This window comes from Psychrosphaera aestuarii (genome assembly GCF_017948405.1).
GTDB classification, from domain to species: domain Bacteria; phylum Pseudomonadota; class Gammaproteobacteria; order Enterobacterales; family Alteromonadaceae; genus Psychrosphaera; species Psychrosphaera aestuarii.
On sequence record NZ_CP072844.1, the window covers coordinates 1,674,981 to 1,695,932 of the forward strand.

Annotated in this window: 18 protein-coding genes; 17 read left to right on the forward strand and 1 reads right to left on the reverse strand. The window is 39.0% G+C overall.

Annotated elements, in window-relative coordinates:
* The first annotated feature begins 129 nt into the window (after nt 1–129).
* On the forward strand, nt 130–996 hold the full coding sequence (locus tag J9318_RS07670; RefSeq protein ID WP_210559363.1) for a 6-pyruvoyl trahydropterin synthase family protein: 867 nt from the start codon (nt 130–132) through the stop codon (nt 994–996).
* A 35-nt stretch (nt 997–1,031) separates the two neighbouring features.
* Nucleotides 1,032–1,841 (forward strand): M23 family metallopeptidase, encoded by an 810-nt coding sequence (locus tag J9318_RS07675; protein ID WP_210559364.1) that lies wholly within the window; start codon nt 1,032–1,034, stop codon nt 1,839–1,841.
* Nucleotides 1,842–1,905: 64 nt separating this feature from the next.
* Here J9318_RS07675 and J9318_RS07680 read toward each other — a convergent pair whose 3' ends face one another.
* Complete coding sequence (locus tag J9318_RS07680; RefSeq protein WP_210559365.1) at nt 1,906–3,714, reverse strand: M61 family metallopeptidase; 1,809 nt, start codon at nt 3,712–3,714, stop codon at nt 1,906–1,908.
* 123 nt (nt 3,715–3,837) lie between these two features.
* On the opposite strand from J9318_RS07680, the gene J9318_RS07685 reads away from it, so the two are divergent.
* From J9318_RS07685 to J9318_RS07755, 15 genes are all read left to right on the forward strand, one after another.
* Complete coding sequence (locus J9318_RS07685; RefSeq protein ID WP_210559366.1) at nt 3,838–4,248, forward strand: acyl-CoA thioesterase; 411 nt, start codon at nt 3,838–3,840, stop codon at nt 4,246–4,248.
* Nucleotides 4,249–4,327: 79 nt separating this feature from the next.
* On the forward strand, nt 4,328–4,792 hold the full coding sequence (locus J9318_RS07690) for an Mpo1 family 2-hydroxy fatty acid dioxygenase (RefSeq protein ID WP_210559367.1): 465 nt from the start codon (nt 4,328–4,330) through the stop codon (nt 4,790–4,792).
* Nucleotides 4,793–4,903: 111 nt separating this feature from the next.
* A complete protein-coding gene (locus tag J9318_RS07695; protein WP_210559368.1) occupies nt 4,904–5,974 on the forward strand; it encodes a sensor histidine kinase in 1,071 nt (356 codons plus the stop codon).
* A gap of 9 nt (nt 5,975–5,983) precedes the next feature.
* On the forward strand, nt 5,984–6,808 hold the full coding sequence (locus J9318_RS07700) for a LytR/AlgR family response regulator transcription factor (protein ID WP_210559369.1): 825 nt from the start codon (nt 5,984–5,986) through the stop codon (nt 6,806–6,808).
* A gap of 131 nt (nt 6,809–6,939) precedes the next feature.
* Entirely contained in the window at nt 6,940–7,416 is a 477-nt protein-coding gene (locus tag J9318_RS07705; RefSeq protein WP_210559370.1) for a GAF domain-containing protein, read from the forward strand.
* Nucleotides 7,417–7,422: 6 nt separating this feature from the next.
* Nucleotides 7,423–7,707, forward strand: coding sequence for a VIT1/CCC1 transporter family protein (locus tag J9318_RS07710; protein WP_210559371.1), 285 nt, complete (start codon nt 7,423–7,425; stop codon nt 7,705–7,707).
* Nucleotides 7,707–8,330: an RNA chaperone ProQ gene (gene proQ / locus J9318_RS07715; protein WP_210559372.1), complete on the forward strand. Its 624-nt coding sequence runs from the start codon at nt 7,707–7,709 to the stop codon at nt 8,328–8,330. The genes J9318_RS07710 and proQ overlap by 1 nt, the downstream gene beginning before the upstream one ends.
* A gap of 8 nt (nt 8,331–8,338) precedes the next feature.
* On the forward strand, nt 8,339–10,378 hold the full coding sequence (gene prc / locus J9318_RS07720; protein ID WP_210559373.1) for a carboxy terminal-processing peptidase: 2,040 nt from the start codon (nt 8,339–8,341) through the stop codon (nt 10,376–10,378).
* A gap of 92 nt (nt 10,379–10,470) precedes the next feature.
* Nucleotides 10,471–11,856 (forward strand): sodium-dependent transporter, encoded by a 1,386-nt coding sequence (locus J9318_RS07725; protein WP_210559374.1) that lies wholly within the window; start codon nt 10,471–10,473, stop codon nt 11,854–11,856.
* A gap of 29 nt (nt 11,857–11,885) precedes the next feature.
* Entirely contained in the window at nt 11,886–13,319 is a 1,434-nt protein-coding gene (gene nhaC / locus J9318_RS07730; RefSeq protein WP_210559375.1) for a Na+/H+ antiporter NhaC, read from the forward strand.
* A 66-nt stretch (nt 13,320–13,385) separates the two neighbouring features.
* Nucleotides 13,386–15,956: an aminopeptidase N gene (gene pepN, locus J9318_RS07735; protein ID WP_210559376.1), complete on the forward strand. Its 2,571-nt coding sequence runs from the start codon at nt 13,386–13,388 to the stop codon at nt 15,954–15,956.
* A gap of 12 nt (nt 15,957–15,968) precedes the next feature.
* The gene (locus J9318_RS07740) at nt 15,969–16,193 is read left to right on the forward strand and encodes a DUF2835 family protein (RefSeq protein WP_210559377.1); all 225 of its coding nucleotides are present in this window, start codon (nt 15,969–15,971) and stop codon (nt 16,191–16,193) included.
* Nucleotides 16,194–16,360: 167 nt separating this feature from the next.
* Nucleotides 16,361–18,439, forward strand: coding sequence for a DUF1302 domain-containing protein (locus J9318_RS07745; protein ID WP_210559378.1), 2,079 nt, complete (start codon nt 16,361–16,363; stop codon nt 18,437–18,439).
* 13 nt (nt 18,440–18,452) lie between these two features.
* Nucleotides 18,453–19,814 (forward strand): DUF1329 domain-containing protein, encoded by a 1,362-nt coding sequence (locus J9318_RS07750; protein WP_210559379.1) that lies wholly within the window; start codon nt 18,453–18,455, stop codon nt 19,812–19,814.
* Between the two features lie 100 nt (nt 19,815–19,914).
* Nucleotides 19,915–20,946: a WD40/YVTN/BNR-like repeat-containing protein gene (locus J9318_RS07755; protein ID WP_210559380.1), complete on the forward strand. Its 1,032-nt coding sequence runs from the start codon at nt 19,915–19,917 to the stop codon at nt 20,944–20,946.
* Nucleotides 20,947–20,952 lie beyond the last annotated feature (6 nt).

The window sequence follows — 20,952 nt, forward strand, 5'->3', positions numbered from 1 at the left end:
CCTGATTCAATATGTTGTTTTATACTATGACTTACTCTTCGATAATATGCCAAGTTAACTAAAAACAATTAATGCGATATGTACGAATAGTCTTTATAATAGCGCCTCGTTTTAAAGAGAGAGAGTAATATGCAACTGTTTGTTAATGACTTAACCGTGATAGATTTTTCATACCTGTGCACCCAAAGAGGCATGGTAGGTGAGAGTTGGATCGTTGATTTGACGTTACACGGTGAACTTGATGAACAAAACATGGTTTTAGACTTTGCTAAAGTCAAAAAACAAGTTAAGCGTATTATCGATGACACAGTTGATCATAAACTTGTTATTCCTACAGAGTTTGATGGTATTGCTGTTACTCACATAGAAAATAAAGATTATATTCGAGTTGATTTTGAGTCGACAAAGGGTGAAGTAATTTCAATTTCTAGTCCTGCGGATGCTTATTGCTTTATTGACGCTGAGCGTATAGAAATGCCTGACGTTATTACACATTTGGCCTCGGTAATTAAGCCGCAACTTCCTGATAACGTTAAAAAGGTTGAGCTGTCATTGCGAGCTGAGGACATATCTGGATTTTATTATCATTATACTCACGGTCTTAAAAAGCATGACGGTAATTGTCAACGTATTGCTCACGGACATAGATCAAAAATACAAATCTTTGAAAATGGCATGAAATCGCCAAGATTAGAAAAAGAACTTTCTTTATTGTGGCAGGATATTTACGTCGCTACATTAGAAGATGAAGTTACAGCAGAAGAACTAGAATTTATATCAAAACGAGATAACCAAGTTGCTTTTAAGTATGAATCATCACAGGGGCATTTTGAGTTAGCGATGGATAAATCATCAGTATATACCATGCCGGTTGATACAACTGTTGAATTAATTGCACAATATCTAGCAGATAAGTTAAAGACAGAAAACCCAGATAACAGCTACAAAGTAGTGGCTTATGAGGGTGTTGCCAAAGGTGCGATTGCCTTTTCGTAATATTATTTAAATGGTGCTATGACGGAGCAGAGCAAATGAAAATACTATTTATCTTCCTTTCTATTATTGCCTTTTCATTAAAAGCAGAGCTAATGAATACGCAGCTCCACGGTACCTTTTCTCAAGGTGGCTTAGTCTACGGACAGGCCACATTACCTCTTAGTAACGTAACGATAGATGGCATTAAGGTGCCAATTCATCCAAACGGAACCTTATTTGTTTTTGGCTTTGGAGTCGATGCGAAAGCTGAATCAGAATTAACCGTGACTTATAAAAACGGCGATATTGAAACTAAGACTTTGTCGGTATTACAAAGAGAATACAAAATTGATCGAGTGAATGGTGTTGCTTCAAAATACGTCTCTCCACCGGCTTCTGTGCTAGAAAGAATAAAAAGCGACTCGGCGTTAGTGAAAGCTGCGCGCGAAAAAATGTCTTTTAGAACTGACTTTTTAGAACCAACTATAAGGCCAGCAGAAGGAAGAATTAGTGGGGTTTATGGCTCTCGTCGAGTATTTAATGGCGTACCTAAACGTCCGCATTTTGGTCTGGACATAGCCGCCGTAACTGGAACTAAAGTTGTAGCTCCTTGGTCGGGGAAAGTGGTACTTGCCGAGCCTGACTTATATTATTCAGGTGGCACCTTGATTATTGATCACGGTTTAGGCGTTACTTCTACTTACATTCATTTAAGTAAATTAACGGTGAAAACTGGAGATACCATTAAACAAGGTGAAAAAATTGCTGAAATTGGTGCGACGGGCAGGGTAACTGGCCCTCATTTAGACTGGCGACTAAATTGGTTTAATCGCCGCCTCGACCCACAATTTTTATTAAAAAATTAAATTTCACCGACTTAAACATCAAGCCTTCGTTTTCAAAGCTTGTTGGTTAAGCAGCAATGAAAGATTAACTAAGCCATGCTCGTACTTTTGCGCGGTCAACGATAGAAAAACCCGCAACAAAGTCTGCGCTTGTTCTCATCTCTATGTCGGCGTGTAAGAGCCTATCCTTTCTAAAATAATGGATCTTATTTCCTTTATCTATTGCAGCATTTTTTACTAAAGCCTCAATACTATCAGTGTTGATTTTCAGGCTATTAAACGCAACGAGAACATCGCCAGTTGCTATGCCTGCCAACTGCGCCGGGGAGTTTTCCATAACTTGTTTTACGACAACTTCACCATTTATTTTAGCTAACGTAGCCCCAATCCAATAATTAGGAGCAGCAAGTTTCGGTTGTCCCACCGATTCTGTAGGTTTTGTATCATTAAACCATTGGCCGACTTTTTGTTGAGCATGGTAACTCAATTTTAAACCAACACTGTTAAACACTTCTTTTAAATCAATCTTTTCTTTATTGTAAAGCATACTTAGAAACTGCTTATAGTGAGTTTCAGACATAAATGTATGAAATAGACTTTCCAAATCCTGTTGACTGGTCCCTAAATTAGTCACGCCAAATTTATTCCAGGCCGTAGCCATAACTTCCTTTAAAGACTGTTCATTATTTGATTGCTGACGAATTGCTAAATCAGCAAAACAGGCAATAGCCGCGCCTTTTAAATAGTAACTTACAATCTGGTCGGGCGCAGTATCGTCTTGTTGATAGAACTTTGTCCACGTTAATAAACTACTCTCAGTAACCGACTGACGTAACTGTCCTTCTCCACGCTCAATTCTTGTTAGTGTTTTTGCCAATCCGTTTAAGTATGTTTCTATTGATATTGTGTTTGTGGCAACCAAGCTTAGGTCATCAAAATAAGAGGTCATACCCTCATAAAACCATAGCTGAGTGGTATACACCTCTTGATCTAGTTGGTATGGCATGAACTCTTTTGGCTTTAAGCGCTTCACGTTCCAAGTGTGCAAATATTCATGACTACACAAGCTTAAAAAAGTTTGATAACCATCACTTATTTCTTGTTTGGAACTGGCAATATCAAATCGGCTCGCAACTAGAGCAGTAGAATTTAGGTGTTCTAATCCGCCAAAACCGTTATCTGTGATCATAGTCAGAAATAAGTATTGCTCGACACCTTTTGGTAGGCCATTAAACATGTCTGCTTGATACTGACAAATCGGGGTTAAGTCGCGAGCAACCCGTTGCAAGTCACCAAAGTGTTGACCTACAGTGATCACATAATGCGGAATTTCATTGATCGTGAATTTGGCTATGTCTAATTCGCCAAACAATATTGGATAGTCAGTAAATGCTAAATAATTATCTGCACAGTAATCGCCCCAACTAAAGTCGTCTGTTTGATTTGCCTTGTCTAACCCTGTTGCTGGCGTCCAGTTCTTTGTTGAAGGGTCTTGTTGTTTACTAAGAGTTACATTGCATTTAAGTTGTTCAAGGCCCTTTACTGTAAAGCAACTACTGGCTGGATTGATAAAGCCGTATTCCTGATCTAAATATGCTTTTCGTACGCTTAAATCAAATGCATAGTACTTGTATTCAACTGTAACGGGACGTTGATTATGAGTCAGTTTTAAGGTGTTTTTAGAAACGAAGTTAATATCTAAAGAACCGTTTTCATCAAAAGCTTTAACATCAAGAACATGTTTTGCAAAATCCCGAATCATATAACTGCCAGGAATCCAATTTGGCATATATAACTCGTCAAATTTTGGAGTTGAAGGGTTATAGTTTATTTTTACAGAGAATAAGTGCGTTACTGGGTTTTCGATAGAAATAATATAATTGACAGCAGACATAACAAAATTTACCCATAGTGACTAAAAAATTAACAATTAATACAGAATACTTAAGTATTCTTAATAGTAAGTGTCATATTCGGTTTATAATAGAGCTAAATCCTTCAAGCTAATAGTGATCATATGGAATATTCAGAAAAAGTCCAAGCCAGAATTAATTATGCAACTACCTACACAACCAAAACCGTGTTCCCAGGTCGTACAAATCATCACAACACCCTATTTGGTGGAGAAGCCTTAGCCTGGATGGATGAAGTAGCGTTTATTTGTGCGACAAGATTTTGTCGTAAACCCCTTGTTACTATTTCCTCTGATCGAGTTGATTTCAAAGAGCCAATTCCAGCTGGGTCCATTGTTGAACTAGTGGCAAGTATTGCACAATTAGGTAGAACAAGTTTAGTGGTGGAAGTAAACATATTTATTGAAGGCATGTATCAAGATGATAAGCATAAAGCTATCTCTGGCTCGTTTAAATTTGTTGCATTAGATGATGATCGTAAACCAACACCAGTTTTGGCCGACATAGATATGTAAAAAGTTTTGGTTGTGCTTGTTTTTCGATGTGCTTACCGTTTATATTGCTACCAAATAATAATAAAAAAGATATAAACATATGAAAAATTTGCAGCAGTGGCTTTCAGAATATGGCGAAAGCCACCAAAACCGAACAAATAAAATCATTCACTACATCTGTGTTCCCGCTATATTTATGACGGTAATTGGCCTGTTGTGGAGTGTGCCGTTTCCGGCAGTTAACTTACCGAATTATGTTAATTGGGCTACGTTATTTTTAGTGCCTGCACTTATATTTTACTTTCGCCTTTCTTTAATAGTAGGTTTTGGTATGACAGTCACTTCTATTGTTATGATTCTATTTATAGCTTGGTGGGAAAGTAACGTAACCATGTCTGTGTTAGTCATGTCAGTCATTGTATTTGTCATTGCTTGGGTTTTGCAATTTATCGGTCATAAAATTGAAGGTAAAAAACCATCGTTCTTTAAAGACGTTCAATTTTTATTAATTGGCCCCGCATGGATTTTTTGTCACCTTTTTGGTCTTGGCAAAGAACAAAACTAACCTACCGTAATGCGACAAATGACCCTGTTCACGGGTCTATTTGCCGTATTTAACCCAACCTTCTCCTTATAATGTATTTATAACAGCTTTACGCTGAGGGGTGGAATTAATTTGAATTTTCAAACATTAATAGATGACAGAAAAAAGTTTTTCTGGATTTTACACATAGTAGGCTGGTGTAGTTTTGCACTAGTTCATTACATAGGCTCATTTGTAGATAATTTTAGAGACAGCTATGTTTTTATTATTATTTCCGACGCTTATATAGGGGCGATGCTAACTTTCCCGTTGCGTTACCTGTATCAAAAAGTATGGGACATGAAACCGAGTCAGCTTGTTTTAACGATTTTAAGCGCATCGTTTGTGGTGGGTATAACTTGGGGCGTTATTAAAAGGTTTAGCTTTTTTGAATTTTATAAATTTGGCTCGCATCCAGATGACTGGACCATATACTTTCAAAATACCTTAGGTAGTTTTTATATTGTCCTTTGTTGGAGCGGCTTGTACTTTGGTATCAAATATTACCAAATGCTACAAAAAGAGAGACAAAAAGTACTTACCGCAGCCAATATGGCAAACCAAGCACAACTTAAGATGTTGCGATATCAATTAAATCCACACTTTTTATTCAACACATTAAATGCAATTTCGACACTAATAATGTGTGAAGAAAATAATACTGCGAATAGAATGGTAAGCAAATTAAGTGAGTTTTTGCGTCATTCTTTACATACTGACCCCATTAAAAAAGTGCCTTTGCGCCAAGAAATTAAAGCGTTATCGTTGTACTTAGAAATCGAAAAAATTCGATTTGAAGATAGATTAGCGGTTGAATGGACAGTATCGGAAGACGCAGAACAAGCGCTAGTGCCAAGCCTGCTGTTGCAACCTTTGATAGAGAATTCTATCAAATACGCAATTGCCGCGTGTGATGAAGGTGGGATTATTTCCGTTAGTGCAAAAACCTTCGGCCATGATTTGCTTTTAGAGGTAAAGGATAATGGACCGGGCCTTGATAATGGCCATTATAATAATGGTCAGCAAGGTGTAGGTGTGGGTATTAAAAATATAAAAGAGCGTTTACAAAATTTATACGATGATCATTCTTTTGTATTATCATCGGTGGAACCTAATGGCTTAAAAGTTAATATTCGAATTCCATTAGAATTTGAACCTGAGTAGGACTGTTAAATGTTAAAAGCAATAAAAACAATAATAGTGGATGACGAGCCATTAGCTCGTAAAGGCTTACAAATTCGACTCAGCAAATTTGAGCGTGTAGACATAATAGAACAGTGCAAAAATGGCCATCAGGCTATTGAGAAAATTATTGAACTAAAACCTGATTTGGTCTTTCTAGATATCCAAATGCCGGGTATGACCGGATTTGATGTATTAAATAGGCTACAACAAGAATTAACAGAATTACCAAAGATTGTTTTTGTAACGGCCTATGACCAATATGCGTTAAAAGCGTTTGAAGTTCATGCTATCGACTATTTACTGAAGCCCGTGGACGAAGACCGTCTAAAAGAATGCATGCAAAAAGTAGAAAACAGTTTTTCTTCTTCTCACAGTTCAGAGCAGCAAATGCAACTGGTTAAATTTATGGCTCAACTCACGGGGTCTAATTCCGATGAAATACTTGACAGTTTAGCAAAAGGAGAGCCGTTAGCTGTCCAGGAATATCGCGATTACATTTCCGTTAAAGACGTTGGAGAGACAACTCGGTTGTCAGTCCATGATGTGCTTTGGGTTGATGCCGCTGGTGATTATATGTGTGTTCATTGCGCAGATGGTCAGACGCATATTTTACGAAAAACAATGAAACAACTTGAGCAAGAATTAAATCCTAAACTGTTTGTAAGAGTGCACCGTTCAGTATTAGTTAATAACAACGCAGTGAAGAAAGTCTTGACCTTAAGCAATGGTGAATATGTCATTCAACTCAACAATGAGCACGAAATTAGAGTAAGCAGAAGTTACCGAGACAAGGTAAGAGCGCTATTTTTATAGAACCTTGCTGAAAAAACGCCCAAAAAGTATAAATAGCCGAACTTTATTAGCGACAACGCCTTTAAATTTACAGTGATTAGGGGTAACTTAGCAGGCTATATTTTTAACAATGAAAAATCTGTGGGATAACTTTGGACAAAAAAGAATTCTATCGTGAGATAATCATGCAAGCTAAAGCGTTGTGTGAAGGCGAGCCGAATCTTATTGCTAACCTTTCTAATATAAGTGCCATTCTTTTCGAAAGATTAGATGACGTAAATTGGGCAGGTTTTTACTTAATGGGCAAAAGCGTTAACGGTGAAAGCGACGAGCTTATCCTTGGCCCGTTTCAGGGGCGCGCAGCATGTGTACGAATCCCTGTCGGTAGAGGTGTTTGTGGTACAGCAGTAGCTGAAAACAAAACGCAATTAATATTTGATGTTCATGAGTTCGAAGGCCACATAGCGTGTGACGCCGCCAGTAACTCAGAGGTAGTAGTGCCTATAGTAGTTGATGGTTCGGTCGTTGCAGTGTTAGACATTGACAGTCCGTCAGTGGGCCGTTTTGATCAAGAGGACGCAACTGGCATGGAACAGCTCGTTGAAATGATCCAAACTATTTGGCCATAAATTATAATGAAAGAGTTTATAGACGTTCGAGACTTTCTAGTCGGCATAGAAATCGTTGGTGATTGGGATGGCGAAGAAGAAGAAGTCGTAGAACGAATAAATGAAATGATTTATCAAGCATATGGCATGCTACCAGATCACGCCACACCTTTGATGGCGGAAAAATTATTTGACGAGTTTTGGGAAGCTGTCGCTGGACAAGACTTTGTTATAGAAAATGAATTAGATGAATTAGAAAGTTGGTTAACTAGCTTTGTAGTTCAGAAATTAGATGAAATAGAGAACGATTAATGCAATCTCAACAGAAAACAGACCTTAAAACAGTTATCGAATTTTTAGCAACTAAATTCCCTGAAAGCTTTAGCATCAAAGGAGCAGCTAAACCATTAAAAATCGGTATTTTTAATGACATAGCTTCAGAATTAAGTGAAGAAGATCCAGTCTCAAAAACACAAGTTCGTCATGCTCTACGTCGATACACTAACAGCTGGAGATACCTAGAAGCTGTTGAAAAAGGTGGAATGCGAGTGGATTTAGCTGGCCAAGATGTTGAGGCACTAACGTCTGAACATGTAGAGCATGCAAAAGCTCAACTTGCCGAAAGTAAAGCCAAGTTTGATGAAAAACGTAAAGCGCAAGCAAAAAAGGATGCACCAAAACGTCCAACTAAAGCCGTTAAAAACCCACCTAAACGTAAAGCGAAGCCAGTAGAAAAGGCCGCGGATAAAGAGTTGCAACCAGTTAAAGAATTGGTAAGCAATGAAGACTTTAGTGAAGGTACCTCTGTTTTAGTTAAGCTAGGAATGAAACCAATGGCAGCGACAATTGTCGAAGCTTCAAAAGGAGAGGTTTCAGTTCAATTATCTTCAGGTATGGTTATGAAGGTATCAAAGGATAGTATTTTTAAAGCATAGGAGCGTATATGCAGACAGTTAAGAACGTATTAGCAAGCTCGATAATCGCGTCTTTATCACTTTTTAGCGTGGCACACGCGGAAAGCAAGATAGAAGATTTTGTTGTTCCAGATTTGGTTCAAGAGGCCCAACACAAAGTGGCTTCCAAAAGGATCACTGCCTGGTTTTCTCGTTCGCATTATAAAAAAGTTCAACTTGATGATGAACTGTCTGCAAAAATTTACGATAGGTACCTGAGAAACTTAGACTATAACAAGAGTCTATTTCTCGCCTCTGATATTGAAAAATTTAGTCAATACGCCACAAAATTTGATGACGGCATCAGTACTGGTTCTTTAGATTTCGCTTTTGACCTGTTTGAAGAGTCAATCAAACGTCGAGTTGACCGCTACCGCCAAGCAATTCAGTGGCTTGAAAAGCCGATGGATTTTACGAAAAAAGATGTTTTTTATTTTGACCGTGAAGATCAGCCGTGGGCTACTACAGAAGCTGAGCTTGATGAGTTTTGGGCCAAAAAACTTAAGTATGATGCATTAAATCTTAAACTTGCAGGCAAGGATGTTGACGGGATAAAAGAAACATTAGAGAAACGTTATGTCAATGCTGTTCGACGCCTAACGCAGTCGCAAAATGAAGATGCGTTTCAGTTGGTGATGAATTCATTTGCACGAAGTATTGAAGCTCACACTTCTTATCTTTCGCCTCGTCGTGCAGACAGATTTAAAGTGGAAATGAATTTAGAGCTAGAGGGTATCGGTGCTGTTTTGCAGCCCGTAGATGAGTTCACCGTTATTCGTAGTTTAGTTCCAGGCGGTCCAGCAGATCAAACCAATCAACTAAAACCAGAAGATAAAATTATTGCGGTTGCGCAAGGCAGCGAAGATTTTGTTGATGTTATTGGTTGGCGCTTGGATGATGTTGTTGAGCTTATAAAAGGCAAGAAGGGCACTGAAGTCAAGTTACAGGTTGTCAGAGGTGATAATGCTCCAGGTAACTCTAAAGAAGTTGCCATTATTCGTGACAAAGTTCGTTTAGAAGATCGCGCTGCATCTTCAGAAATGTTTGAATCTAAAACCGGTGAGTTAGGCGCAAAAGTTGGCGTAATTACTATTCCTAGTTTCTATAACAACCTTTCGGAAGATGTTAAAGCTGAAGTTAAAAAGCTTAAAGATAAAAATGTCGAAGGCATTATCGTTGATCTTCGCGGAAATGGTGGCGGCTCACTAACAGAAGCTTCACTATTGACCGGCTTGTTTATTGATAAAGGACCCGTTGTTCAAATCAGAAATAGTATTGGCAATATTAGCCAACGCGGTGATTATGATGGTGTGAGTTACTATGACGGCCCATTAACGGTATTAGTAGATCGATATAGTGCTTCGGCATCTGAGATCTTTGCAGCAGCACTTCAAGATTATGGTCGCGCGTTAATCGTTGGTGAGCAAACGTTTGGTAAAGGTACAGTGCAAGAGCACCGTGGAATAGGAAGGGCTTTTGACCGTTTTGATAACAAGCTTGGTTCTATTCAGTTTACCATAGCGAAATTTTATCGAATTGACGGCGGTAGTACTCAAAACAAGGGTGTAGTGCCTGACATTATATTCCCATCTGCAATTGATGCAGCCGATTGGGGTGAAAGCCAGGAAGAAAATGCTTTACCTTGGGATAATATCCGTCCGGCTAAATATAAAACGTCTGCGCTCGTTTCAAGCCAGGTTGAAGTACTTAATAGACGTCACATTGCGCGTATAAAAAACGAGCCTGAGTTTGAATATTTGTTTAAAGATATTAAAGAATACAAAGCAAATAAAGATAAGAACTACATTTCGCTAAATGAAGCGGAACGAATAGCTGAGCGTGAAAAAAATAAATCAGAGCGGTTAATTCGAATAAATGAACGATTAAAACGTTTTGGTTTAGATGCAGTTGAATCAGTAGACGCAGATCTACCAAAACAGGTAGAAGAGCTTGACCCTTTCCTTGAAGAGTCTGCACGCATTATTTCAGATTTAATATCCTCTGGTCAGTTCGCTAAAGTGACGAAGTAGCCAGTCAAGGTGATGAAAAGCAGCCGTTGGCTGCTTTTTTAGTAAAAGATACAAAACAATAATAAAAATATTTAAAACTTTAAGGGGGACACATGTCAACAAATGTTGATCATGGTCAATGGTCTAGCAGACTAGCGTTTATATTAGCCGCAACAGGTTCTGCGGTAGGTTTAGGTAATGTTTGGAAGTTTCCATACATTATGGGTGAAAATGGTGGCGGTGCCTTCGTTATCGTTTATCTTGTTTGTATATTTGCTATCGGTATTCCGGTAATGATGGCGGAAGTCTTGATTGGACGTCGAGGCAGACAAAGCCCGGGTAATTCAGTTCGAGCGCTCGCGTTAGAGGCTAAAGCTAGTACAAAGTGGAGCCTTGTTGGCTGGGTTGGCTTAATTGCAGGTTTTTTAATTCTGTCTTTTTATGCCGTTATAGCCGGTTGGGCGGTCTCTTATATTTTTGAGTCAGCAGCAGGTAATTTTGTTGGCGCATCCCCAGAGAAAATTCAAACTATATTTAACGATCTGCAAAATGACTCAAGCACATTAATACTATGGACAACGATAGTATTAGCCGTTACAGGTCTAATTGTAGGTAAAGGTCTTAAAAACGGCCTAGAAAAAGCTGTTACATATGCAATGCCAACAATGTTCTTATTGCTACTGATCATAGCAGGTTACGCAGCAATTAACGGCGACTTTGCACAAACCATCCGTTTTATGTTTTATCCGGACTTTTCTAAGTTGACATTCTCAGGTGTATTAATTGCGCTAGGTCATGCATTTTTTACGTTAAGTTTAGCGTCTGGTGCAATGATGATATACGGCGCATATTTGCCACAGAAAACGAGCATAGCTCAATCTGTAGTTGCTATTGCAATAGCTGATACGGTTATTGCGCTTATTGCTGGTATGGCAATTTATCCAATTGTATTTGGTAATGGTTTAGAGGCAACTGCGGGTCCAGGACTTGTGTTTGTAAGCTTACCAATTGCGTTTGGACAAATGTGGGGCGGCATTGTGTTCGGAACCATCTTTTTTGTCATGCTTGGCTTTGCAGCATTCACATCGGCGATTGCTATGGTTGAATCTGCGGTAGCCTGGTTAGTGGAACGTTTGTCGTTTACACGTGGTAAAGCTGCGTTAACAGCAGTCGTAAGTCTATGGTTTGTAAGTATGCTAACGGTGTTTTCTTTTACCGGAGCAGAATGGGCAAAGTTAGACTTTGTGTTTGTAGGTAAACATGTTTCAAACTACTTTGAATTAATCGATCATTTAACAGCGGATGTTCTACTTCCTCTTGGTGGTTTAGCAACGGCTATTTTTGTCGCTTGGGTAATGCAAAAAGAAGCAGTTGCACAAGAACTTAACGTATCTGAAAAAGTATTTAGCGTCTGGTACGTTACATTGCGTTGGTTTACTCCAATCGCAGTTTTGTTCGTTTTTCTAAACCTAATAGGATTAGTGAGCTTTAGCTCTTAATCGAAGTATATTTTTTAGAGGATTTTCAATTGAAATCAACAAACCAACCTTCATTTTTTGATGCAATTATACCGCTACTGTTTCTTGTATTATTGCTCGCTGCCTCGGTAGCTTTGTACGGTGCAGATAGCTCATATGGACCTAATCAAATAGTCCTTTTGTTGGCTACTGGCGTAGCATGTTTAATCGGGATTAAGAACGGTTATAAGTGGCAGCAACTAGAAGAAGCAATGATTCATGGCATATCTGTGTCTATGGGAGCAATATTTATTCTTTTAGCTGTAGGTTCGCTAATTGGTACGTGGTTATTAGCAGGAACGGTCCCAACCCTTATATATTATGGTTTGCAAATCCTTAACCCTGATTGGTTTTATGCCGCAGCGTGTTTGCTAAGTGCGATTGTTGCAATGAGTATAGGTAGCTCTTGGACTACAGCCGCTACCGTTGGTGTTGCGCTTATGGGTATAGCTACAGGTATTGGTATGTCGCCAGCTATTGCTGCTGGAGCCGTGGTATCGGGTGCGTATTTTGGTGACAAAGTCAGCCCACTATCTGAAACAACTAACTTAGCACCGGCTGTTGCTGGTAGCGATTTGTTCGACCATATACGTCACATGTTATGGACAACCGTACCATCGTTCGTTATTGCTCTTATACTATTTACAATCCTTGGCTTTACTGAAGAAGCTAGCGCTGAAAGTGTGTCGATAGGCAATGTTCAAGAAATTATTAGTAATACTTATGACGTTTCATTAATTCACTTATTGCCACTTGTTGTTTTAGTTGTAATGGCGATAAAAAAAGTACCAGCGTTCCCAGCTATTTTTATAGGTGCATTAATAGGTGCAGTTTGGGGTTATGTATTCCAGCCAGACTTGCTTGCTAAAGTTGCCGGTGGTGATGATTTTATTCAAAAAATTGCGGTCGTTTGGAAGGCAATGTTTGATGGCTTCAGTATCGTTACTGGTGATGACAACATGGACAAGCTTCTAAGCGGTGGCGGTATGTCTTCAATGCTGAATACAACCTGGCTTATTATGACCGCGCTGATGTTTGGGGCGGTTATGGAAAAACTTGGTCTACTCGCTGTTTTTGTTCGTAGTATTTTATCAGCAGCTAAGTCATCAGGTTCTTTAATTACAGCTACAATCGGTACTGCGTTTGGTATAAATGTAGTGACTGCAGACCAATATATGTCGTTAGTAATGACAGGTCGTATGTATCGAGAAGAATACGAGCGCAGAGGATTAGCAAATGTTAATCTTTCTAGAGCTTTAGAAGACGGCGGAACAATTACAAGTCCTCTAATTCCGTGGAATACATGTGGTGCTTATATGGCGGGGGTACTTTTAGTTAGCCCTCTAGAATATTGGCAGTTCGCTTTCTTCAACTTAATTAACCCGATGCTGGCTATTTTATTTGCTTACTTAGGTATTAAAGTTCTTAAGAAGCAAGAGCAATAATTAATAAGACGGACCAATCATTATGGTCCGTCTTCAGTTTTACGGTTCATGTTTTAAGGTTTATTTATGACTGACACTAAGGTTCACAACCCTCAAGCTAAATATCGAAAAGATTATCAAGCCCCACATTACTTAATCACACAAACTAATTTAAATATTGATCTTTACGATCACCAAACTGTAGTTACTGCAGAATTGCATATACATAAAAGTCATGAACATGACTTACCTTTGATATTGGATTCAGAAGTAGAGAAGGTTTTGTCTTTATCTGTAAACGGGGAAACGTTGCAAACTGCTGATTATGAGCAAAGTACAGGAAGTTTAATTATAAAAAGTTTACCCGACACGTTTATATTGATAACAACGTCGGTTGTAGACCCAGCTAATAATTCAGCGTTAGAGGGTTTATACAAATCAGAGGGCGTATTTTGCACACAATGTGAAGCCGAGGGCTTTAGAAAAATTACACCGTATCTTGACCGTCCAGACATACTATCTGTGTTCACTGTTGAAGTGTGCGCTGATCAAAGTTACCAGCATATATTGGCTAACGGCAATTTAATCGCTAAGTCGTTAGATAATAAGACTGGAAGAGTAACCGCGACTTGGCACGATCCATTTCCAAAGCCTAGCTATTTGTTTGCCTTGGTTGCTGGCAGTTTTGACCTATTGGAAGATAAATTTGTTACTCGTTCAGGAAAAGAGATAGCGCTTGAACTGTATGTCGATAAAGGTAATTTACACTTAGCTCATCATGCTATGGCATCATTGATAAAGTCGATGGAATGGGATGAGAAGGTTTATGATCTCGAATACGATTTAGATACATATATGATAGTTGCCGTTGACTTTTTTAATATGGGTGCAATGGAAAACAAAGGGCTAAATATCTTTAATAGCAAATACGTTTTAGCCGACGAATCTACTGCAACAGATGCCGATTATCATGGCATTGAGTCAGTTATCGCTCATGAGTATTTCCACAATTGGACTGGCAATAGAATTACCTGTAGAGACTGGTTTCAGCTGAGTCTTAAAGAAGGTCTGACGGTATTTAGGGACCAACAATTTAGTGCCGATATGGGCAGTGAAGTAATCGAACGAATTAGTCACGCAAATATAATGCGTACAATGCAATTTGCTGAAGATGCCGGACCGATGTCACACCCAATTAGACCTGACAAAGTTATCGAAATGAATAACTTTTATACCGTTACCGTTTACGACAAGGGTGCAGAAGTCATTCGTATGTTGCACACTTTGTTATCAGCAAGTGGCTTCAAAAAGGGCATGGATCTATATTTTAAACGTTATGACGGCCAAGCTGTAACGTGCGATGATTTTGTAAATGCGATGGCTGATGCAAACGACGCCGATTTATCACAGTTTCAAAACTGGTACAGCCAAAGTGGTACACCGCTTGTTTCAGTCAAAGAAACTAAACACGATAATAGCCTTACATTAGAATTAAGTCAGACCGTTTTTGGACGAGAGTCTTCATTTAAACCCTTTGTTATTCCAATCAAATTTGAAATCCTATCGGCACAGACAGGACAATCACTCAAACGCGGCCAATTTATACTCGATGAGTTACGACAAACATTTAGCTTTGATATAACTGAAGAGGTGGACATCGTTCTTTTTGAAAACTTCTCAGCGCCCGTAAAAGTTAATAGAGATGTCCCGTTAAATCAAATGGTCAGAATCATTAACAATGCGAGTGATGGTTTCTGTCGTTGGGACATGCTGCAAAGCTTATGGCAAAAAGCGGCGGTTTCAGATGATAACTCAGGTGTTAGAGAAAGATTAATTGAAGTTATTAGCGACATCATTGACGACACTAAATTAGATGCGGCCGTAAAAGCCGAAATGATAAAAATACCAAGCTTTGAGTCATTAGCGGAAGGGTTCGACGTTATCGCTGTTGATAATATTCTTAATTTAAGGACCGAAATAGCTAAGCAGCTCGCAGCTTCAAAGTTTGAAGTGCTAGCAAGTGAAATAGATAAATTAGGTGTCATAGCCAATGGTTATGAAAAAGAAGTGGTTGCTAATCGTAGCTATAAAAGTGCATTGCTAAAACTTGCAGCTTACGCGAACACAAAGGACATGTTGGCGATAATTAGAAACCAATTCAAAGCAGCTAATAATATGACAGAAAAAATGGCTTGTTTAATAGCAGCTTCAATAGCTGATACTGATTTATGTAAAGAGATTACTGAGCATTTATATCAACAATTTACTGGGCAAGTTTTAGTGTTTGATAAACTTTCTCAAATCGTTGCTACAACAGAAAATGATGCTGTTTATCAGGCAATGTCAGATTGGTCAACTAAGGCAGAGTTTAATCGAGCTAACCCTAACCGAATACGTTCTCTATATGGGTCATTCGTGATGAGAAATCCAGCGATGTTTCACTCGCTTGATGGCAAGGGCTACGCATTCTTGAAAGATTTGTTAATTGAAATTGATAGTTCCAATTCACAATTAGCAGCAAGGCTAGTTGATCCCTTATTAGCTTACAAACGCTACGATACAAAACGAGCTTCATTAATGAAGCAATGTTTAGTTGATTTATCGAAAATAAAACTATCCAATGACCTTTATGAAAAAGTTAATAGCGCATTAGGTTAGGTTCTTTATTAAATGGCTAATAGAGTTTTTAGATTTTACCTGACACTTACTAACAGGGAGTGTCAGGAGTATTACAAAGGTTACTATACCTCTATAAAAGTAATGTCTGATGTAGGTATAAGTCTACAGTTTCCGGCACATCACATTAGAAGCTTTATGACTAGCTATGGAGTTTCAGGACGATTTGAATTGCACCTTGATGAAAACAATAAGTTTATTGCGCTACGTAAAATTTAGCTTAATTTAATGTATGGCATAATTTTAGTTGGCTGTATTTAAACTTAGCTCTTGCGTGCTCATCTAATTGGTGTAATTATTACTAGTAACTTTGCTCATCCGATGAGCAAATTAATCCTCACAAAAATTAAAAAATAATAAACCTAACGAGGACAGGGGAGAAAAACATGACTAAAGGGGAACGCAGGCTTGCGCTCAAACCATTGGCTATTAGCGTTGCTTCTGCTGTATTAGCAATGCAATCAATGGGTGCAACTGCCGCAAATTTTAAAGTTGGCAATTTCGATGTTTCATTCGATTCAACATTTTCTGCTGGTGCTGCTTATCGCTTAGAAGATCGCGATTTCAAAAGCAATATCGGTAAATCAAACAATCAACTATTTAACTGGGCGAATTACAAAGGATATGCACCTTTGTATGCTAATACTGATGTATGGGCAACGTCGGGTTCATATTCAACCAATGGTGACTTAGGTAACTTAAACTACGATGCGGGTGACTCGTTTTCTGAAGTTATTAAAGGTTTCCATGAGTTAACTATTAGTGCTGAAAACTACGGTGCTGTTGTTAGCTTCATGTATTACAAAGACTTCGCAGCAGAAGGTATCGGCTACAAGAATTCGGTAACAGGAAAATCATTCGATGTATGTCGTGATGAAGAAGCTAAAGAGTTAGTTTGTCAGGACTTCCGAGTTTTAGATGCGTATTTCTTTGCTGACTTTGATTTTAATGACGGCCAAAACCCAGTATCTATTCGTGTAGGTGAGCAAGTATTATCTTGGGGTGAAAGCACACTTATTCCTCATGGTATTAACGTAAGCCCTGTAGATATAGCACGTTTAAAGGCTCCAGGAGCAGATTTAAAAGAAGCGTTCATTCCTACGGGAATGGTTTGGGCAAACGTTGGTATTAACGAGGCTCTTTCTCTAGAAGCTTTCTATCAATACGAGTGGCAAAAAACGCGTTTACCGACTCCAGGTTCGTACTTCTCTACAAATGATTTTGCCGGTGCCGGTGGTCAGTACAACAATATCCAACTTAACTTTGCTTCAAACCCAGATTTAGACCGTGATGGTTTGATTGCTGGTCTGGATGAGTTGGGAATGATGGCAGCGACAGGTGCAGTTCCTTCAGAACAACTTGCACAAATGTATTTAGGTTATGCAACAAAGTTTGCAATTAGAGATTCTTCAAGCGATCGTGAAGCAAGCGATGATGGCCAGTTTGGTCTTAAGCTTGGATGGTTTGCGGAAGACTTAAACTACAGTGAATTTGGTTTTTACTATATTAACTATCATTCACGTCGTCCACTAATCTCTGGTGTAGCCTCTGATTTTAGTGCAGGCGCTATTGGTGCTGATCTTCAAACGATGGCGGTAGCGCAAGGTTCTGGTGGTTTATCTACTGAGCAGTTCAATAACTTAAATGCGTTTACCAAAGGCGTGATTGTTTTCCCTGAAGACATCAAACTATACGGCTTTAGTTTTAACACTACGGTTGGTACAACCGCATTGTCTGGTGAAATTTCCTACCGTGAAGGCGAGCCATTACAAATTGATGATGCAGAACTGTTATTCGCAGCAATGCCTCAACAGTTGGCAAACGCAGGCCTTCGCCAAGAACTTGATGGACTTTCTCAATATGGAAGAACCCAAGTAGAAGGTTGTGACATTCAAAGCCCTGAGCTAGGTGCAACAGCAGATGGCTTCTGTCGTTTAGATACACTTCAAGCGCAAGCTACCGTGATTCACTCGTTTGGTCCTAGTTTTGGTCTAGATAACTTTAATGCAGTATTTGAAGTTGGTTACATCCAAATTCAGGATATGCCTTCAGAAGACATGATTCGCTTTAATGCGCCTGGTACAGAGCGTAGTGGTCAAACTGGTGACGATGTAGCTGCAGGTGTTTTAGCTGGCGTACAAAATGGCACAGCGCCAGAGCAATTTTTCCCAACGGAAGATGCTTGGGGCTACCGCATAATTCTAGCAGGTGAAATAAACCGTGTATTCGGTTCGTTTAACGTTAAACCAAGAATTACGTTTGCGCACGATGTTGATGGTATTACACCAGATCCACTTTTCTTATTCCATGAAGATAAGAAATCAGCAAGCTTCGCAGTTGAAATCGATTATCAAAGCACATGGTCGTTTGGTATGTCTTATAACACTTTCTATGATGGTGTAGGCACAATTAACCAAACTTCAGATCGTGACTATGTGTCGTTTAACATTAAATATTCGTTGTAGAGGAACACTTTAAATGAATAAAATTACCTTATTATCTTCAGTCGTTGCTCTGGCGTTTGCGTCGGTAGGGGCTGATGCAAAAGTTCCAGCTGCGGAAGCAGCTAAATTAAAGGGTGAATTAACACCTTTAGGCGCGGTAAAAGCAGCAAATGCAGATGGCTCAATTCCTGCTTGGACCGGTGGTATCACTTCTGCACCTGCAGGTTATACAATAGGCATGCACCATCCAGACCCGTTTTCTGGCGACAAGGTGTTATACACAGTTACAAACGCGAATAAAGACAAATACGCTGAGTTTTTAACTCCGGGTATTAAAAAGATGTTTGAAACTTATCCAGATACTTACAAAATGGATATTTATCAATCACGTCGTACAGCGTCTTTCCCACAGTATGTTTATGATGCAACCATCGAAAATGCAAGTCGTGCTGAATTAGTTGAAGGTGGTAATGGAATTAAAGGTGCAGCAATTGGTGTTCCTTTTCCAATTCCGGCGAACGGGTTAGAAGCAATTTGGAACCATATTTTACGTTTCCGTGGTGAACAAACCACGCGTAACGGTGGTCAAGCAGCACCTACAGCAGATGGTGACTTCACTTACATTGGTTTTGATGAAGCGATTTCTATTGAGTACTCTCAAAAGTCTGCGACACCTGAGGCTTTAGAAGAGAGCAATATTTTGTTCCGCTTTAAACAAAACGTGACGGAGCCAGCTCGATTAGCCGGCACAGCATTACTTGTTCATGAAACTATGGATCAAGTTAAGAAACCACGTCAAGCTTGGACATATAACTCTGGTCAACGCCGTGTTCGTCGTGCACCAAACGTAGCATATGATGCACCAGGAACAGCGTCTGATGGTCTTCGTACAACTGATGACTTCGACATGTACAATGGCGCACCAGACCGTTATAACTGGGAATTGAAAGGTAAAAAAGAAGTTTTCATTCCTTATAACAGCTATAAACTACACAGCGATAGCCTGAAATATTCAGACATCATCAAACCAGGTCATATCAATACTGACTTAGTTCGTTGGGAAAAGCACCGTGTTTGGGTTGTAGAAGCAACGCTAAAAGATGGCATTAGCCATGTTTATAAAAAGCGTACTTTCTATATTGATGAAGACTCTTGGCAGATTCATATCGCTGACTTGTATGACAACCGTGATGAGTTGTATAGAGTTGCGGTAGCTTATGGTATCAACTATTATGAAGTACCAACTCATTGGAGTACTTTAGATGCATATTACGACTTGAACTCAAGACGTTATATTGCAATCGGTTTGGATAACGAACAAAAAATGTACGACTTCCAAACGGAACAAAATGCAAGTGACTATACTCCTGCAGCATTACGCCGCTCGAACAGATAGTGCATAAGCATTAACTTAATAAAACGGTTGGCAAGTCCAGCCGTTTTTACTTTAAACCGAGTACCAATAACCGAACACAAACTAAAAAACTAAGAGTTTTATGACAAAAATTTCCCTTTATCCTATCGTTTCTCTTTTAGTTGCTGCCTTTATAGCAACATCTGACGCCTCTGCGTCCGTAAAAATTTCAATAGACCCTACTAAATCAGTAAAAAGTGATCTTGCGAGTACCCGATTACTTACGGATATTATATCTGTGGGACAAAACCTCGTTGCAGTTGGGGAACGTGGTCATATTATACTCTCTGATAATGGAGTTGATTGGACACAAGCAAATGTGCCAGTGAACGTGTTACTTACTTCAATTGCATTTTCAAACGAAAGCGTGGGTTATGCAGTAGGTCACGATGCAACTATTTTAAAAACAGTGGATGGTGGTAAAAACTGGGAGTTATTAAATTACCAACCAGAGTTGGACCGTCCATTATTATCTATTACAGCGGTAAATAATTCTGTTATAGCCGTCGGTGCTTATGGCCTGTATTGGCAAAGTGATGACCTGGGTGTGACGTGGCAACAAGAATTTCATGATGAACTGTTATTAGCAGAAGATCGCGAATTCCTACTAGATATGAAAGAGTCTGACCCAGAAGTTTATGAAACGGAAAAACAGTACCTACTTCCGCACTTTAATGACATTTATGTGAATAAAGACACCTGGTATTTAGCAGGTGAGGCTGGCTTTTTAGCAACAAGTAATAACCAAGGTAAAGACTGGGTTAAATTACCGGTTGATTACTACGGCTCATTTTTTTCGCTCGCTAATAATAACAATAACGAACTCGTTGTTGCGGGCTTACGAGGCAATATTTTTGAGCAAAAAAATCAAGATAGTTGGTCTGAATTTACAATGAAAGGTAACGCGACAATAAACGACATCCTTGTTATTGACGGTGCTTTATATTTATTTGCCAATTCGGGTAATTTATACTTTTCTAAAACCGGTGATTCTTTTAACCATCATATATTTGAAGATGGCAAAGCAGTAATGGCCGGCGCATTAAAAAATAATAATATCGTTCTTGCTACTGAAGCAGGTATTAAATCAATTTCATTAGCAACACTTAAGTAAAAGAGA